The sequence below is a fragment of the Pseudomonas sp. HMSC065H01 genome (assembly GCF_001815235.1).
Lineage (GTDB): Bacteria > Pseudomonadota > Gammaproteobacteria > Pseudomonadales > Pseudomonadaceae > Pseudomonas > Pseudomonas aeruginosa.
In genome coordinates this window covers 248,312-265,682 of record NZ_KV819895.1, presented here as the reverse complement: position 1 = coordinate 265,682, position 17,371 = coordinate 248,312, and the positions used below count along the sequence as shown (strand labels likewise).

Below are 17,371 nucleotides of genomic sequence, written 5' to 3'. Positions count from 1 at the left end.
TGAAGAGGATCAGGAAGCGGAGGAAAGGACCTTGCGCTCGAGGGCGAGCGGTGCGGGACCGACCAATTTTACCCGTTCATCGCGACCCAGGGACAGGGTCTGGCCGACCACGTCGGGGCGGATAGGCAACTCCCGGGCGTTCAGGTCGAGCAGGCAGACCAGGGTCACGCTGGCCGGACGGCCGTAGTCGAACAGTTCGTTGAGTGCGGCGCGGATGGTACGGCCGCTCATCAGCACGTCGTCCACCAGCACCAGGTGCTGGCCGTCGATCTCGAACGGCAGCGCCGACGGGCGGACCTGTGGATGCAGGCCGTTCTGGGTGAAGTCGTCGCGGTAGAAGGAGACGTCGAGGGTGCCCAGCGGCTCTTGGTTGCCCAGTTCCCTCAGCAGCGCCTCGGCGACCCAGATGCCGCCGGTATGGATGCCGACGAAGCGCGGCCGCTCGATGCCGCGCTCGGCGAGATGGGCGCGCAGGTCGCTGGCCATGCGCGGCAGGAGTTCGGCGGGATTGGGTAGGCTCATGGTGGCTCCTCGCTGACATCGATGGGATGGCCGCCGGGAGAGCCCGCTGTAGGGAGGCGCCCGCGGTGGCGAAAGCATAATGGCAAACGGCGGCGTGCCGGCTGCCATGGGTCAATCCGGGTGTTCGGCCAGCCAGCCTTCCAGCAGCAGGGCGGCGGCCAGGGCGTCCACCGGTCGCTCGCGGTAGCCGTCGCGCTGGCCCTGGGCCAGGCGCTCGCCCTTGGCGGCGTAGGTCGTGAGGCGTTCGTCGTGGGTAAAGACCGGCAGGTTGAAACGGCCGTTGAGGCGGCGGCCGAACTTTTCCGCGCGCTCGCTCATCTCGCTTGGGCTGCCGTCCATGTTCAGCGGCAGGCCGACGACGATGGCGTCCGGCTGCCATTCCTTGATCAGCGCTTCCACCCGGTTCCAGTCCGGCACGCCGTTCTGCGCCTTCAATACGCACAGCTCGCGGGCCTGGCCGGTCACCGCCTGGCCGACGGCGACGCCGATCTGCCGGGTGCCGTAGTCGAAGCCCAGCAGCAGGCGCAGCGGCTTGTCGCTGGCCATCAGGCGTGACCGGCCTGGGCGGTGAGCAGGCTGAGGTTGACGCCCAGGCGCGCGGCGGCGGCGCTGAGGCGCTCCTCGGGCGGCAGGTCGAAGAGGATCGCCGGGTCCGCCGGGCAGGTCAGCCAGGCGTTGTCGCTCAGTTCGGCCTCCAGCTGGCCGGCTTCCCAGCCGGCATAGCCAAGGCTGATCAGGCTCTTTTCCGGGCCGGTGCCGGCGGCGATGGCGAACAGCACGTCCTGCGAGGTGGACATCGCCAGCTCGCCCAGTTCCAGGGTCGACTGGTAGCTCAGGCCGCTGGGGTGGAGGACGAAGCCACGGTCGGTCTGCACCGGGCCGCCGTTGTAGATGTCGATGTGCTGGCAGCGCGCCGGCGGCAGGGCGTCCGGCTTGAGCTGTTCGAGGACTTCCGCCAGGTTGAGGCCGCTGGGACGGTTGATCACCAGGCCCATGGCGCCTTGCTCGTTGTGTTCGACCAGGTAGGTCACGGTCTGGGCGAAATTGGGGTCGGCCATGTGCGGCATGGCGATCAGGAAATGATGCTTGAGGTAGGTTGGGCTGCTCTGTTTCATGGCCGCTAGTGTCCTGCTTCGGACGCGAGAAAGCCAGCCTTGCCGGCGCTACTTGCTGGACAGCCGGTCGCCGCGTTCGAAGCGCCAGGTACGGATGATCTCCAGCCGGTCGATGTCGGCCAGGTCGCCGCTGAACGGCGCATAGGGCGCGGCCAGGCGGACGATGCGCTGGGCGGCCTGGTCGAGGATCGGCTCGCCGGAAGACTCCAGCACCTGCACCTCGTAGATGGTGCCGTCGCGGTTGATCGACACCAGCAGCCGCAGGCTGCCGTAGAGCTTCTGCCGGCGGGCCTCGTCGGGGTAGTTGAGGTTGCCGATGCGTTCGATCTTCTTGCGCCAGTCTTCCTTGTACCAGGCGCCCTTGTCGCGCATGGTCGAGGCGGCGCTCAGGCGGTGGATGCGCGGGCGCTTGGCGTAGGCCTGCTGCTCCTTGGCCAGGTCGGCCTCGAGGCTGGCGATTTCCGCCGACAGCTGGGTTGAGTCGAAATGCGGCGCCGGCTTGGCGACCTGCTCGGCCTTCTGTGCCTGGGTCTTGCTCGGTGCCTTCTGCTGGCGCTGGCGGGTGGTGGTCACCGCGGCCTTGGGCGCCTCTTCGCTCCTGGCCTGCTTCGGCGTAGCCGGCGGCGCGACTTTCTTCACCTGGTTGTCCTGGAACGGCGCGACCTCGGTGGTCTTCGGCGCGGCCTTGTGCTCCAGGGTTCCGCTGCCCTGCTGGTTCATCTGCGCGAGGTAGTCGGCCTTCTCCGGCGCCTTGTCGCTCTTGAAGGTGGCCAGGGTGATTTCCAGGGTCTTGCTGATCTGGCTCGGCGCGGGCATGGAGAAGCCCACCCCGAGGATGAGGGCGACGTGCAGGATGGCTGCGATGAACAGGGTGAAGCCCAAACGGTCCGCCGGGCGGACGCCGGCAGCGGCGGAGGGGGACTTGAGGACGGCGGCGTTCATTGCGGATCGTGGTGGCTGGCGTGGGGCGAAGTCTGCCGATGGGGGGCGGAAAAGTCTATGACGCACTCCGCGCCTTGGACACGCGGTCGCTCGCCGTGGCGCATCGGGCGGGCCGAGGCGGGCGGACCGAGGCCCGCCCGCGCGATTCAGCGGGCAGCCAGCTGGGCGGCGATGGCGTCCATCAGCTTGTCGCCGATGCGGGTGTCGAAGGCCTGGTCGATCTCGCGGATGCAGGTCGGGCTGGTGACGTTGATTTCCGTCAGATAATCGCCGATCACGTCGAGGCCGACGAACAGCAGGCCGCGCTCGCGCAGGTGCGGGCCGACCTCGGCGGCGATCCAGCGGTCGCGCTCGCTCAGCGGCTGGGCCACGCCGCGGCCGCCGGCGGCGAGGTTGCCGCGAGTCTCGCCCTGGGCGGGGATGCGCGCCAGGCAGTAGGGCACCGGTTCGCCGTCGATCATCAGGATGCGCTTGTCGCCGTCCTTGATTTCCGGCAGATAGCGCTGTGCCATGATCTGCTGGCTGCCATGCTGGGTGAGGGTCTCGAGGATCACCGAGAGGTTCGGGTCGCCTTCGCGGTGACGAAATATCGACGAACCGCCCATTCCGTCCAGGGGTTTGAGAATGATGTCACGATGCTCGGCGGCAAACTCGCGCAGAATATCGGATCGCCGGCTGACCATCGTCGGCGGAGTGCACTGGGTGAACTGCGTGGCGAAGAACTTCTCGTTGCAGTCGCGCAGGCTCTGCGGCCGGTTCACCACCAGGGCGCCGGCACGCTCGGCCTGTTCCAGCAGGTAGGTCGAATAGACGAATTCGTTATCGAAGGGCGGGTCCTTGCGCATCAGGATCACGTCCAGTTCGTGCAGCGGTTGGTCGCTTTCCGCTTCCAGTTCGAACCAGCGGGAGGCATCGTTGAAGACCTTCAGCGGGCGCATGCGTCCACGCGCGACGCCGGCCTTCTGGTAGAGGTCCTGCTGTTCCATGTAGAACAGCGACCAGCCGCGGGCCTGGGCAGCCAGCAGCATGGCGAGCGAGCTGTCCTTCTTGAAGTTGATGCGCGCGATGGGGTCCATGACGATCCCGAGGCGTACGCTCATGGGAATTCCTCCGAAAGGGGGTGGGTTGTCCGGTCGCGGCGGGGAGGCCGCGTGGCAAGCGGGTTTGACGCTCAGGTTGGCGCCCCGTTTGCGCTTGGTCAAGGAAAAAGCCGGCCTGTTCCGGGCATTATGGATAGAGTTGCGTCGAGTGTGCTAAAAAGGCCCGCGATTGGGTCGCAGCCCGTCGGTGACAGGGCGTTAGCGCACTGAAGAAAACACAGAAGAATGATTCACCGAGTCGATATAGGGCGAACATGGAACAGCAATCCGACGGTTTGAAAGTGATGGTGATCGACGATTCGAAAACGATTCGTCGCACCGCCGAAACACTGCTGAAAAAGGTCGGTTGCGACGTGATCACGGCAATCGACGGCTTCGATGCCCTGGCGAAGATCGCCGATACCCATCCGAACATCATTTTCGTCGACATCATGATGCCGCGCCTGGATGGCTATCAGACCTGCGCCCTGATCAAGAACAACAGCGCGTTCAAGTCCACCCCGGTGATCATGCTGTCCTCCAAGGACGGCCTGTTCGACAAGGCCAAGGGGCGCATCGTCGGCTCCGACCAGTACCTCACCAAGCCGTTCAGCAAGGAAGAGCTGCTGGGCGCGATCAAGGCACACGTACCCAGCTTCACCCCGGTGGACGCCGTTTCCTGATATCCGGCCGCATGGCCGTTGATGCTTATTTCGTGATGGGGATCCCATGGCTCGTATTTTGATTGTTGATGACTCTCCGACCGAGATGTACAAGCTGACCGCCATGCTGGAAAAGCATGGTCACCAGGTACTCAAGGCCGAGAACGGCGGCGACGGCGTCGCCCTGGCCCGCCAGGAAAAGCCCGACGTGGTCCTGATGGACATCGTCATGCCCGGCCTCAACGGCTTCCAGGCGACCCGTCAATTGACCAAGGACGCCGAGACCAGCGCCATCCCGGTGATCATCGTCACCACCAAGGACCAGGAGACCGACAAGGTCTGGGGCAAGCGCCAGGGCGCTCGCGACTACCTGACCAAGCCGGTGGACGAAGAGACCCTGCTGAAAACCATCAATGCGGTGCTGGCGGGCTGAGCCCGTCGCAGCGCATCGCTCACCCTGACCCCGGAAAGACCAGGCCCCGCATGTCGGACGTTCAGACCCCCTTCCAGCTCCTCGTCGACATCGATCAGCGCTGCCGACGCCTGGCCGCCGGCCTGCCGGCCCAGCAGGAGGCGGTGCAGAGCTGGAGCGGGATCGGCTTCCGCATGGGCGGGCGGTTCTTCGTCGCCCCCATGGGGGAGGTCGGCGAAGTCCTGCACGAACCGCGCTACACCCAGCTGCCGGGCGTGAAGACCTGGGTCAAGGGGGTGGCCAACGTACGTGGCCGCCTGCTGCCGATCATGGACCTCTGCGGTTTCCTCGGCACCGAACTGTCGCCCTTGCGCAAGCAGCGGCGGGTACTGGTGGTGGAGCACCTGGACGTGTTCGCCGGCCTCATCGTCGATGAGGTGTTCGGCATGCAGCACTTCCCGGTGGACACCTTCAGCGAACAGCTGCCGCCACTAGAAGCGGCACTGCAACCCTTCATTCATGGCGTCTTCCATCGAGAGCAGCCGTGGCTGGTGTTCAGCCCGCATGCGCTGGCGCAACACCAGGGCTTCCTCGACGTCGCCGTATAAACAGCTTCACCGGTTGGGCCGGTCTGCCGGCCCGTGTCGTGACATGGAAATCGTAATCGTGGTCGGTCCGGGCGGGGGCCAAATATGAAGAAAATCAACGCAGGCAATCTTTTCGCGGGCATGCGCAGCAGCTCGGTGATCGCGGGGCTGTTCATCGTCCTCATCGTCTCGATCGTGTTGCTGTTCGCCAACTTTGCCTACCTCAACACCCAGTCGAACCATGACAAGCAGTACATCGGCCATGCCGGCGAACTGCGCGTCCTGTCGCAGCGGATCGCGAAGAACGCCACCGAAGCGGCGGCGGGCAAGGGCGAGGCGTTCAAGCTCCTGAAGGATGCGCGCAACGACTTCGAGAAACGCTGGAACATCCTGGTCAACGGCGACGAGAGCACATCCCTGCCGCCCAGCCCCGAAGCGGTGAAGCCGCAGATGGACGTGGTGCAGCAGGACTGGGATGGCCTGCGCAAGAACGCCGACTCCATCCTCGCCAGCGAACAGACCGTACTGTCCCTGCACCAGGTGGCCTCGACCCTCGCCGAAACCATCCCGCAGCTGCAGGTGGAATACGAAGAGGTGGTCGACATCCTGCTGGAGAACGGTGCCCCGGCCGACCAGGTCGCGGTCGCCCAGCGCCAGTCGCTGCTCGCCGAACGTATCCTCGGCTCGGTGAACAAGGTGCTGGCCGGCGACGAGAACTCGGTGCAGGCCGCCGACAGCTTCGGCCGCGACGCCAGCCTGTTCGGCCGCGTACTGAAGGGCATGCAGGAAGGCAACGCGGCGATGAGCATCTCCAAGGTGACCAACGCCGAGGCGGTGGATCGCCTGAACGAGATCGCCGAACTCTTCGAGTTCGTCTCCGGTTCGGTGGACGAGATCCTCGAGACCTCGCCCGACCTGTTCCAGGTCCGGGAAGCGGCGAATAACATCTTCAGCGTTTCGCAGACCCTGCTGGACAAGGCCTCGCAACTGGCCGACGGCTTCGAGAACCTGGCCGGCGGGCGCAGCATCAACCTGTTCGCCGGTTACGCCCTCGGCGCCCTGGCCCTGGCCTCGATCATCCTGATCGGCCTGGTGATGGTGCGCGAGACCAACCGCCGGCTGGCCGAGACCGCCGAGAAGAACGACCGCAACCAGGCCGCGATCCTGCGTCTGCTCGACGAGATCGCCGACCTCGCGGACGGCGACCTGACCGTGGCCGCGACCGTGACCGAGGACTTCACCGGCGCCATCGCCGACTCGATCAACTACTCCATCGACCAGCTCCGCGAACTGGTGGAGACCATCAACCAGACCGCCGTGCAGGTGGCCGCAGCGGCCCAGGAGACCCAGTCCACCGCGATGCACCTGGCCGAAGCCTCCGAGCACCAGGCGCAGGAAATCGCCGGCGCCTCGGCGGCGATCAACGAAATGGCGGTGTCGATCGACCAGGTATCGGCGAACGCCTCGGAATCCTCGGCGGTAGCGGAACGTTCGGTAGCCATTGCCAACAAGGGCAACGAGGTGGTGCACAACACCATCACCGGCATGGACAACATCCGCGAGCAGATCCAGGACACCTCGAAGCGAATCAAGCGCCTCGGCGAATCGTCCCAGGAGATCGGCGACATCGTCAGCCTGATCAACGACATCGCCGACCAGACCAACATCCTCGCCCTGAACGCCGCGATCCAGGCGTCGATGGCCGGGGACGCGGGCCGCGGCTTCGCCGTGGTAGCGGACGAGGTACAGCGACTGGCGGAACGTTCCTCGGCGGCGACCAAGCAGATCGAGGCGCTGGTGAAGACCATCCAGACCGACACCAACGAAGCGGTGATCTCGATGGAGCAGACCACCTCCGAGGTGGTCCGCGGCGCGCGCCTGGCCCAGGACGCCGGTGTGGCCCTGGAGGAGATCGAGAAGGTATCCAAGACCCTCGCGGCGCTGATCCAGAACATCTCCAACGCCGCCCGTCAGCAGGCATCGTCGGCCGGCCACATTTCCAACACCATGAACGTCATTCAGGAGATCACCTCGCAGACCTCCGCCGGTACCACCGCCACCGCACGGAGCATCGGCAACCTGGCGAAGATGGCGAGCGAGATGCGCAACTCGGTATCCGGCTTCAAACTGCCGGAGGGCGTGGAGCAGGCCTGAGCATAGGCGCGGCGGCCGCCTGGCGGGCGCCGCGTCGACACCTTGGACGAGGGGCACGGCATGCAGGCGAACGGCGTCTGGTCACTGCAGCCGCTGGCCGATATGTCGGCAGCGGAGTTCCGCGACTGGCAGGTCCTGTTGGAGAACCGCACCGGCGTGGTGCTCAACGAGCAACGCCGGACGTTCCTGCAGGCCAGCCTGACCGCGCGCATGCGTGAACTGGGCATCGGCGACTACCACAGCTACTACCGCCAGGTGACCGACGGTCCGCGTGGCGCAGTGGAGTGGGCGACCCTGCTGGACCGCCTGACCGTCCAGGAAACCCGTTTCTTCCGTCATCCCCCGTCTTTCGAGCTGCTCGAGCGCTACCTGGGCGAGCGCCTGCGCCGCGAAGGCATGCCGCGGCCCTGGGCCCTGTGGAGCGTCGGCTGCTCCAGCGGCGAGGAACCCTACTCGCTGGCGATGTGCGCCGCGCAGATGTTGCGCGGGCAGGAACGGGAAGATTTTTTCGGCGTCACCGGAACGGATATCAGCCTTCACGCCCTGCAGCGGGCGCGGCAGGCGAACTATCCGGCCCGCAAGCTGGAGCAACTGGAGGCCGGGCTGGTCGAACGCTATTGCGAACGCCAGGCCGACGGCAGCTTCAGCGTGAAAACGATACTGACCGAGCGCGTCTGCTGCGCCCGGCTGAATGTGCTGGACCTGGCGAAGGCGCCCTGGTCCGGCATGGACGTGATTTTTTGTCAGAACCTGCTGATCTACTTCCGTCGCTGGCGACGGCGCGAGATCCTCAACCGGTTGGCCGAACGGCTGGCGCCGGGAGGCTTGCTGGTGATCGGGGTCGGCGAAGTGGTCGACTGGAGCCATCCGGAGCTCGAGCCGGTCGCCGACGAGCGGGTCCTGGCCTTTACCCGTAAGGGGTACTCAGGCACATGAATGGAGTGGCTATGGGTGACCGGCACGACTACGTCGCTCTGGAGTGGGTGAAAGGCGAGATCGCCGAAACCCTGAAACAGGCGCGCCAGGCGCTGGAAGCGTTCGTCGAGAACCCGCAGGACCCGACCCGCATGCGGTTCTGCCTGACCTACGTGCACCAGGTGCAGGGCACCCTGCAGATGGTCGAGTTCTACGGCGCGGCCCTGCTCGCCGAGGAAATGGAGCAGTTGGTCCAGGCCTTGCTGGACGGTCGCGTGCCGAACCAGGGCGAGGCCCTGGAAGTGCTGATGCAGGCGATCCTGCAACTGCCGGTCTACCTCGACCGGATCCAGACCGCCCGGCGCGACCTGCCGATGGTGGTCCTGCCGCTGCTCAACGACCTGCGCGCCGCGCGCGGCGAGAAGCTGCTCTCGGAAACCAGCCTGTTCGCGCCCGACCTGTCGCAGCGCCAGCCGCAACTGGACGGCGAGGCCATCGCGCAACTGCGCACCGACGAACTCGGCGGCTTGCTGCGCAAGCTGCGCCAGACCCAGCAGATGGCCCTGGTCGGCCTGCTGCGCAACCAGGACGTGGCCACCAGCCTCGGCTACCTGGCGCGTGTCTATGCGCGCCTGGAGGGCCTGTGCCGCGAGGCACCGCTGGGGCCGCTGTGGAGCATCGCTTCCGGCCTGGTCGAGGGCCTGGCCAACGGTAGCGTGGTCAACAGCGCCTCGGTGCGCACCCTGTTGCGCCAGCTCGACCGCGAACTCAAGCGCCTGGTCGAGCAGGGCGCCGACGGCCTGAACCAGGCCGCGCCGGACGAGCTGGTGAAGAACCTGCTGTTCTACGTGGCCAAGGCGCCTTCGCAGTCGCCGCGGATCCGCGCTCTGAAGGAACAGTACCGCCTCGACGAGGCGCTGCCCGACCACGAGACGGTGGACGCCGAGCGCGCCCGCCTCGCCGGACCCGACCGCGACGCGATGCGTTCGGTGGTCGGTGCCTTGTGCGAGGAACTGGTGCGGATCAAGGACAGCCTCGACCTGTTCGTGCGCAGCGACCGTGGCCACCCCTCGGAACTGGACGCCCTCCTGGCGCCGCTCAAGCAGATCGCCGATACCCTGGCGGTACTCGGCTTCGGCCAACCGCGCAAGGTCATCCTCGACCAGTTGGACGTCATCCACGCCCTGGCCCAGGGCCGCCGCGAGCCGAGCGACGCGATCCTGATGGACGTCGCCGGCGCGTTGCTCTACGTCGAGGCCACCCTGGCCGGCATGGCCGGTCCCGGCGACGAGCGCAACAGCGAGGAAAGCCGTCTGCCCACCACCGATGTGGCGCAGATCCACCAGTTGGTGATCAAGGAAGCGCGCAACGGTCTGGAGCAGGCCAAGGACGCGATCATCGAGTTCATCGCCTCGCAGTGGAACCACGAGCACCTGGCCCGCGTGCCGGAGCTGCTGACCCAGGTCCGCGGCGGCCTGGCGATGATCCCGCTGGAGCGCGCCGCGACCCTGCTGGAAACCTGCAACCGCTATATCCAGGAACAGCTGCTGGCGCGCAAGGCGGTGCCGGACTGGCAGAGCCTGGATACCCTGGCCGATGCCATCACCAGCGTCGAGTATTACCTGGAGCGCCTGAGCGAGGACCATGCCAGCCAGAGCGACCTGATCCTCGACGTCGCCGAGGACAGCCTGGCGAACCTCGGCTATACGCTGAAACCGAATTCGTCGGCCCCGGCCGAGCCTGGCCTGTCCGGGCCCGCTGCCATCGAGTCCCCGGCTGCCGAGCCGGAGAGGCCGGAGGCGGTCGTCGAGGTCGCCGAGACAGCGGAGCAACCGCCCGCCGACACGGCTCCTGCCGAGGCCGCGAGGGAAGATGCCCCGCAGCTGGCCAGCGACGACAACTGGACCCTTGGCGAAGTCGCGCCCGACGCCGGCGAGCCGTCCCTCGACCTGGCCCTGGACCTGCCGCTGGACGATTCCGCCGAAGTGCCGCCGGCGTTGCCGGATGTGGTCGAGGAGAGCGGCCAGCCGCAGTCGACCTCGGCGCCTGCCCGCAGCCTGGACGATTTCAGCCTCGACGAGATCGATCTCTCCGGCCTCGACCTGCCCGCCGATGCGGCCCCGGCCTCCGGGCCGGCGGCCCTGGCGGACTGGTCGCTGCCGGAGCAGTGGGGGCTCGGCGATGACCTGGCGCAGCCGGCGCAGGCCGGCGAGACGTTGGATCTGAGCCTGGAGGAGCCGGCGCTGTCCTTCGACGCGCCGCTGGAAAGCCTCGAGCCGTTGCCGGCGCTGGAGCCTTTCGACGGCTCCGCTGAACAGGAGCTGGTTCTCGATGCGCTCGATCCGCTGCCGCTGGATGTAGCCTTGCCGGAGGCGGAGGGCGAGGTGTCCGCCTGGGAGGGCTCGAGCCTGGAGGAACTGGATCTTTCCGACCTCGATCTCCCCGAGGTGCAATTGCCCGAGGCTGAGGCCGAGGCGCCGCCTGCCGCCGAGGCGCTCGCCAGCGAAGAGCCGGCCCTGTCTCTGGCCGAGGTGATGGCTGCGCCGGTGCAGCCGATCAATCCGCCGGCGCAGAACGTTCCGGTCAGCCTGCTGCCACCGCCGGCCGACGAGGAACCGGTGGACGAGGAACTGCGCGAGGTCTTCATCGAGGAGGCCGGCGAGGTCCTGGAGACCATCGGCCGCTACCTGCCGGCCTGGAAAGCCGACCACGACGACCGCGAAGCGCTGACCGAGGTACGCCGTGCCTTCCATACCCTCAAGGGTAGCGGGCGGATGGTCCGTGCCCTGGTGATCGGCGAACTGGCCTGGTCGATAGAGAACCTGTTCAACCGCGTGCTCGATCGCAGCATCGCCGCCAGCGAGCCGGTTCAGCGAGTGGTGGACCAGGTCGTGGCCCTGTTGCCTGAGCTGGTCGAGGAGTTCGCCGCCAATGCCCAGCGCCAGCGCGACGATGTCGACCTGCTGGCGGCCACCGCGCATGCCCTGGCCAAGGGCGAGCCGCTGCCGGAACCGCCGGCGCCGGACGACGGCGGAGTACCGCCGGAAGCCGGGGCGGAGCAGCCGTCGAGCCTGGACAACGGCGTCCAGGCGCCGCCATTGGCCGACGCGCCGCAGGCCGCTGCCGAGGCGCAGAGCGACGTCGAACTGCTCGATCCGCAACTGCTGGAGATCTTCACCAACGAGGCGGAAACCCATCTCGAGGCCCTGGTCGGCTTCCTCGCCGACTGCGCCCGCGAACTGCCGCAGCCGGTCACCGATGCCTTGCAGCGTGCCCTGCATACCCTCAAGGGCAGCGCACACATGGCCGGCATCCTGCCGATCGCGGAGATCGCCACGCCGCTGGAAAAACTGGTCAAGGAATACAAGTCCAACCTGCTCGCCTTCGACCTGCGCGAAGCGGAGTTGCTGCACGACGCCGAGCAACTGTTCCGTATCGGCCTGGAGCAGGTCGGCGCGCAACGGCCATTGAACCCGATCCCCGGCAGCGACGCGTTGCTGGAGCGTATCGAGGCACTGCATCAGGAACGCATCGCCTCGCTCGAGGCCGAGCGCTACAGCGATGCCGGCGAGCGCCGCGATCCGTTGCTGATCGAGGCGTTCCTCGTCGAAGGCATGGACATCCTGCTGGACGCCGAGGACCTGCTCGAGCGCTGGCACGAGCATCCGCAGGAGCGCCAGGAACTGAGTGCGCTGCGCGAGGAGCTCAGCACTCTGGACCGGGGCGCCCGGCATGCCGAGCTGCCACAGGTGGAAGAACTCTGCCAGGCCTTGCTGGCGCTCTACGATGCCGTCGAGGAAGGCCGCCTGGCGGTCAGCCCGGCGTTCTTCGAGGAAGCCCGCCAGGCCCACGAGGCGCTGATCGGGATGATGGACCAGGTCGCCGCCGGCCTGCAGGTCACGCCGCGTCCGGAGCGGGTCGCGGCCCTGCAGGAGCTGTTGGAAGCGCCCGCCGCCGAGGCCGTTCCGTTCATCGACCCGGAGAGCCTCGGCGCCGACGATTTCCCCCCGGAAGACGAAGAACCGGCCCTCCCCGAGGCGGTCTTCGAAGAGGCCGGGACGCCTGCCGAGGAGACCGTACCGGCAGCGCCTGCACCGGCTCCCGGCCGCGAGCTGGACGAGGAAATGGTGTCGATCTTCCTCGAAGAGGCGGTGGACATCCTCGAAAGCGCCGGCCAGGCACTGGCCCAATGGCAGGCCGAGCCGGGCGCGCTGTCTTCGCTCAGCGCCCTGCAGCGCGACCTGCATACCCTCAAGGGCGGCGCACGGATGGCCGAGATCGCCGAGATCGGCGACCTGGCCCACGAGCTGGAGGCCCTCTACGAAGGACTGGTCGACCGCCGTTACCAGCACTCCCCGCAACTGGCCGGATTGCTGCAAGCCTGTCACGACCGCCTGGCCGAACAGCTCGACCAGTTGAGCGCCGGCCAGCCCCTGGCCGACCCGCACGACCTTATCCAGTCGATCCGCCGGTTCCGCCAGGGCCCGGTGGCCGAGGCCGCGACACCGGGCGAGGCGGAAAGCCCTGTCGAGGAACTCGTTGCACCTGCCGTCGAGGAGCCCGCCGCGCCTGCTGCGGAGGCGTTCGAAGAGCGCGATCCGGAACTGGTGGAGATCTTCCTTGAGGAAGGCTTCGATATCCTCGACAGCGCTGCCGCCGCGTTGCAGCGCTGGATGGACGACGTCGACAACACCATCGAACTGGAAGCCTTGCAGCGCGACCTGCATACCCTCAAGGGCGGTGCGCGGATGGCCGAGATCGGCGAGATCGGCGACCTCGCCCATGAGCTTGAATTCCTCTACGAAGGCCTCTGCGGTGGACGCCTGCGCGCCAGCCCGGCCTTGTTCGGCCTGCTGCAGCGCTGCCACGACGAGCTGGCCGAGATGCTCGAGGCGGTGCGTGGCCACCGCACGCTGCCCGACGGGCAGGCGCTGATCGCGGAGATCAGGCGCCTGCGCAGCGATCCCGACGAGCAACTGAGCGTACCCACCAGCGTCAGCCTCAAGCCGCTGGCGGCGAAGGGCGCGGCAGCCGACGAGAGCGAGATCCTCGACATCTTCCTTGAGGAAGCCGACGACCTGCTGGAGAACCTCGAACTGGCGCTCGGCCGCTGGGACGGCGGCAACGGCGACGCCCAGCCGCTGGACGACCTGCTGCGGATCCTGCACACCCTCAAGGGCGGTGCGCGCCTGGCCGGACAGACCGAGCTGGGCAACCTGGCCCACGACCTCGAGCAGTATCTCACCGATGCGCAGCAACAGGGCGCGCCGTGGCCGGACAGCCTGCTGCTGGATGCGCAGTCGGGGCTGGAAGGCCTGCAGCGGCAGGTCGACCTGTTGCGCGAGCGGCTGGCCGAGGACGACGAGGCCGGTGAGCGGCCCGAGCCCGCCCAGGCGCTGGTCCAGGCCGACGATACCGACCGCGCGGTGGCCTCCGCGCTGGCCGAGCTGACCCGCCTGGCCCCGGCGGCTGGCGCGATCATGGCGGCCGAGGCGGCGCCTCCGGCCGCCCCGGCCACCACCCTGCCGTTCGTGCGCAAGGCCCAGGAGGCGGCCCAGGAGGCCGCTTCCCGACGTGCCCCGCAGGAGCTGGTGAAGGTGCCGGCGGAACTGCTGGAGAACCTGGTCAACCTGGCGGGCGAGACCTCGATCTTCCGCGGCCGGGTCGAGCAGCAGGTGAGCGACGTCGGCTTCACCCTCGGCGAGATGGAGTCCACCATCGAGCGGGTGCGCGACCAGTTGCGCCGCCTCGACACCGAGACCCAGGCGCAGATCCTCTCGCGTCACCAGGCCGATGCCGAACGCGCCGGCTACGAAGAGTTCGACCCGCTGGAAATGGACCGCTATTCGCAGTTGCAGCAGCTCTCGCGCGCACTCTTCGAATCGGCCTCCGACCTTCTCGACCTGAAGGAAACCCTGGCGGCGAAGAACCGTGACGCGGAGACCCTGCTGCTGCAACAGGCGCGGGTCAACACCGAACTCCAGGAAGGCCTGATGCGCACCCGCATGGTGCCGTTCGATCGGCTGGTACCGCGTTTGCGGCGGATCGTCCGGCAGGTGGCCGGCGAGCTTGGCAAGCAGGTCGAATTCGTGGTCGGCAACGCCGACGGCGAGATGGATCGTACCGTCCTCGAACGCATCGTCGCGCCGCTGGAGCACATGCTGCGCAACGCCGTGGACCACGGCATCGAGTCCGGCGAGACGCGCCGCGCGGCGGGCAAGCCGGAGCACGGTACGATCCGCCTGAACATCGGCCGCGAGGGCGGCGACATCCTCCTCACCCTCTCCGACGACGGCGCCGGCATCCGCCTCGACGCGGTACGGCGCAAGGCCATCGAGCGTGGCCTGATGAGCGCCGACAGCGACCTCAGCGATCATGAAGTGCTGCAGTTCGTGCTCGAGTCCGGTTTCTCCACCGCCGAAAAGGTCACCCAGATCTCCGGGCGCGGCGTCGGCCTCGACGTGGCCAACTCCGAGGTCAAGCAGCTCGGCGGCTCGGTGAGCATCCAGACCGAGCCGGGCCAGGGCACCCGCTTCAACGTGCGGCTGCCGTTCACCGTGTCGGTGAACCGGGCGCTGATGGTGCTATCCGGCGAGGATCTCTACGCGGTGCCGCTGAACACCATCGAGGGCATCGTGCGGGTTTCGCCCTACGAACTGGAGGCGCTCTACGACCAGCGCGGCGAGGCGGGGCTGGATACGCCCAGCTTCGAATACGCCGGGCAGTCCTACGAACTGAAGTACCTCGGCGAGCTGCTGAACAACGGCCAGGAACCCAAGCTGGTCGGCCAGTCGCTGCCCTTGCCGGTGATCCTGGTGCGCTCCTCGGAGCATGCGGTGGCGGTGCAGGTCGACTCGCTGGCCGGTTCCCGCGAGATCGTGGTGAAGAGCCTCGGTCCGCAGTTCGCCGGGGTCGCCGGGATTTCCGGGGCGACCCTGCTCGGCGATGGCCGGGTGGTGGTGATCCTCGACCTGCTGGCGACCATCCGCTCCCGGCACGCGCTGCTCGGCCAGGAAAGCCGTCGCGAACGCCTGGCGCTGCGCCAGGAAATGGCGGCGAGCGAAAGCGAGCAGCAGCGGCCGCCGCTGGTCATGGTGGTGGACGACTCGGTCACCGTGCGCAAGGTCACCACCCGCCTGCTGGAGCGCAACGGCATGAACGTGTTGACCGCGAAGGACGGCGTGGACGCCATCGCCCAGCTCCAGGAGCACCGTCCGGACATCCTCCTGCTGGACATCGAGATGCCGCGCATGGACGGTTTCGAGGTCGCCACCCTGGTGCGTCACGACGAACGCCTGGGCAACCTGCCGATCATCATGATCACCTCGCGGACCGGCGAGAAACACCGCGAGCGCGCGCTGGGCATCGGCGTCAACCAGTACCTCGGCAAGCCTTACCAGGAAACCGAGCTGCTCGAAGCCATCCAGTCCCTGGTCGGCCAGCATGAGTGAGCGCGCCACGCCACGGGTCGCGGTGATCGCCGACACCTCGTTGCAGCGCCACGTGTTGCAACAGGCGCTGCTCGGCCATGGTTACGAGGTGGTGCTCAACGCCGACCCGGCCAGGGTCGACGACGCCGCGCTGGAGTGCGCGCCCGACCTGTGGCTGGTGGACCTGACCCAGCAGGACGACTCGCCGCTGCTGGACAGCCTGCTGGAGCAGGACCGTGCGCCGGTGCTGTTCGGCGAGGGCCACGCGCCGGAGCGGCATACCGAACATTACCCGCGCTGGGAACGGCGGCTGATCGGCAAGCTGAAGCGCTTGATCGGCGACCCCAGTGATGGCGTTGGCGACAGCCTCGGCGCATTGCTCGACGAGGAGCGTCCGCCGCGCCTGGAGATTCCCGGCGACCTCGCGGCGATGCCGCTGCAGGCCGGCGAAGCGGCCCGCGAGGTGTGGCTGCTGGCGGCCTCGCTCGGCGGCCCGGCGGCGGTGAAGGCATTTCTCGACGCCTTGCCCGGCGGCCTGCCGATCGGCTTCCTCTATGCCCAGCACATCGATGCCAGCTTCGAGCAGAACCTGCCGCAGGCAGTCGGCCGGCACAGCCAGTGGCATGTGAAGAACGTCCGCGACGGTGAAGCGCTGCGTTGCGGCGAGGTCATGGTGGTGCCGGTGCTGCACGAGCTCGGTTTCCACCACGACGGGCGACTGAAATGCAGCCAGCGTTCCTGGCCGGAACCCTACACCCCGTCCATCGACCAGATGATGCTCAACCTGGCCCAGCAGTTCGGCCCCGACTGCGGGGTGATCGTTTTCAGCGGCATGGGTAGCGACGGCAGCGCCGCTGCCGCCTACGTGCGGCGCCAGGGTGGCGAGGTATGGACCCAGCGCGCCGACAGTTGCGTCTGTTCGAGCATGCCGGACAGCTTGCGCGAAGCCGGTTACAGCAGTTTCAATGCCAGCCCCCGCGAACTGGCCGAGGCATTGGTCAAGCATCTGGCCGCACGCTGCGCGCCGACAGGAGTCGAAACATGAACCAGGCCGTGATCGAGCAGGATGGCATGAGCCGGAACACCCCAGCCAACCCGACCCCGGACAGCCTCACCGGGCTGCTCCTGCCGCTGAGCGACCGCACCCTGCTGTTGCCCAACGTCGCCGTGGCCGAACTGATCGCCTATCGCAACCCGCAGGTCGCCGCCGGCCTGCCGCAGTGGTACCTGGGCCAGGTGGCCTGGCGCGACCTGCGCCTGCCGCTGCTGTCCTTCGAGGCGGCCTCCAGCGGCGAACAGCAGCCGGTACTCGGCAGCAGCGCGCGGGTGGTGGTCATCAACGCCCTCGGCGGACGACCCCATGTGAAATTCCTCGCCCTGCTGGTGCAGGGCATTCCGCGCTCGGTGCGGCTGGACGCCAATCTCGCGAGCACCGCCGCGCCGCTGGCGGCGCTGGAACTGGCGGCGGTGGACATCGGCGGCGAAACCGCACGGATTCCGGACCTGGCCGGGCTCGAAGAGAAGCTCGCCGACGCCGGCCTGATCTGAGCCGT

13 protein-coding genes are annotated in these 17,371 nt (G+C 67.6%); 8 read left to right on the top strand and 5 right to left on the bottom strand.

The features are described from left to right. Positions 1 to 9 precede the first annotated feature (9 nt). The 5 genes from pyrR to gshB form a co-directional block, all read right to left on the bottom strand. Complete coding sequence (pyrR, locus tag HMPREF3014_RS17355; RefSeq protein ID WP_003084574.1) at positions 10 to 522, bottom strand: bifunctional pyr operon transcriptional regulator/uracil phosphoribosyltransferase PyrR; 513 nt, start codon at positions 520 to 522, stop codon at positions 10 to 12. Between the two features lie 111 nt (positions 523 to 633). Continuing rightward, positions 634 to 1,068, bottom strand: a complete 435-nt coding sequence (gene ruvX / locus HMPREF3014_RS17350; RefSeq protein WP_003084575.1) for a Holliday junction resolvase RuvX — start codon at positions 1,066 to 1,068, stop codon at positions 634 to 636. After that, on the bottom strand, positions 1,068 to 1,637 hold the full coding sequence (locus HMPREF3014_RS17345; protein WP_003100947.1) for a YqgE/AlgH family protein: 570 nt from the start codon (positions 1,635 to 1,637) through the stop codon (positions 1,068 to 1,070). Before HMPREF3014_RS17345 ends, ruvX begins: the two co-directional genes overlap by 1 nt. A gap of 48 nt (positions 1,638 to 1,685) precedes the next feature. Beyond that, positions 1,686 to 2,579, bottom strand: coding sequence for an energy transducer TonB (locus HMPREF3014_RS17340; protein WP_003162015.1), 894 nt, complete (start codon positions 2,577 to 2,579; stop codon positions 1,686 to 1,688). Positions 2,580 to 2,725: 146 nt separating this feature from the next. Next, entirely contained in the window at positions 2,726 to 3,679 is a 954-nt protein-coding gene (gene gshB / locus HMPREF3014_RS17335; protein ID WP_003100943.1) for a glutathione synthase, read from the bottom strand. A 254-nt stretch (positions 3,680 to 3,933) separates the two neighbouring features. Here gshB and pilG point away from each other — a divergent pair, with 254 nt between their 5' ends. The 8 genes from pilG to HMPREF3014_RS17295 all read left to right on the top strand — a co-directional run bounded on the left by pilG (position 3,934) and on the right by HMPREF3014_RS17295 (position 17,366). Continuing rightward, on the top strand, positions 3,934 to 4,341 hold the full coding sequence (gene pilG, locus HMPREF3014_RS17330) for a twitching motility response regulator PilG (protein WP_003084583.1): 408 nt from the start codon (positions 3,934 to 3,936) through the stop codon (positions 4,339 to 4,341). Between the two features lie 46 nt (positions 4,342 to 4,387). Further along, the gene (gene pilH / locus HMPREF3014_RS17325; protein WP_003084587.1) at positions 4,388 to 4,753 is read left to right on the top strand and encodes a twitching motility response regulator PilH; all 366 of its coding nucleotides are present in this window, start codon (positions 4,388 to 4,390) and stop codon (positions 4,751 to 4,753) included. 50 nt (positions 4,754 to 4,803) lie between these two features. Beyond that, on the top strand, positions 4,804 to 5,340 hold the full coding sequence (locus HMPREF3014_RS17320) for a chemotaxis protein CheW (protein ID WP_003084590.1): 537 nt from the start codon (positions 4,804 to 4,806) through the stop codon (positions 5,338 to 5,340). An 84-nt stretch (positions 5,341 to 5,424) separates the two neighbouring features. Beyond that, positions 5,425 to 7,473 (top strand): chemotaxis chemoreceptor PilJ, encoded by a 2,049-nt coding sequence (gene pilJ, locus HMPREF3014_RS17315; protein ID WP_003100940.1) that lies wholly within the window; start codon positions 5,425 to 5,427, stop codon positions 7,471 to 7,473. A gap of 60 nt (positions 7,474 to 7,533) precedes the next feature. Further along, a complete protein-coding gene (gene pilK, locus HMPREF3014_RS17310; RefSeq protein ID WP_023086908.1) occupies positions 7,534 to 8,409 on the top strand; it encodes a type 4 fimbrial methyltransferase PilK in 876 nt (291 codons plus the stop codon). Between the two features lie 11 nt (positions 8,410 to 8,420). Beyond that, entirely contained in the window at positions 8,421 to 15,839 is a 7,419-nt protein-coding gene (gene chpA, locus HMPREF3014_RS17305; protein ID WP_023109429.1) for a chemotaxis signal transduction system protein ChpA, read from the top strand. Then, positions 15,832 to 16,863, top strand: coding sequence for a chemotaxis protein CheB (locus tag HMPREF3014_RS17300; protein WP_003106117.1), 1,032 nt, complete (start codon positions 15,832 to 15,834; stop codon positions 16,861 to 16,863). The genes chpA and HMPREF3014_RS17300 overlap by 8 nt, the downstream gene beginning before the upstream one ends. Beyond that, on the top strand, positions 16,860 to 17,366 hold the full coding sequence (locus HMPREF3014_RS17295) for a chemotaxis protein CheW (protein ID WP_003106119.1): 507 nt from the start codon (positions 16,860 to 16,862) through the stop codon (positions 17,364 to 17,366). The genes HMPREF3014_RS17300 and HMPREF3014_RS17295 overlap by 4 nt, the downstream gene beginning before the upstream one ends. The last annotated feature ends 5 nt before the right edge of the window (positions 17,367 to 17,371 follow it).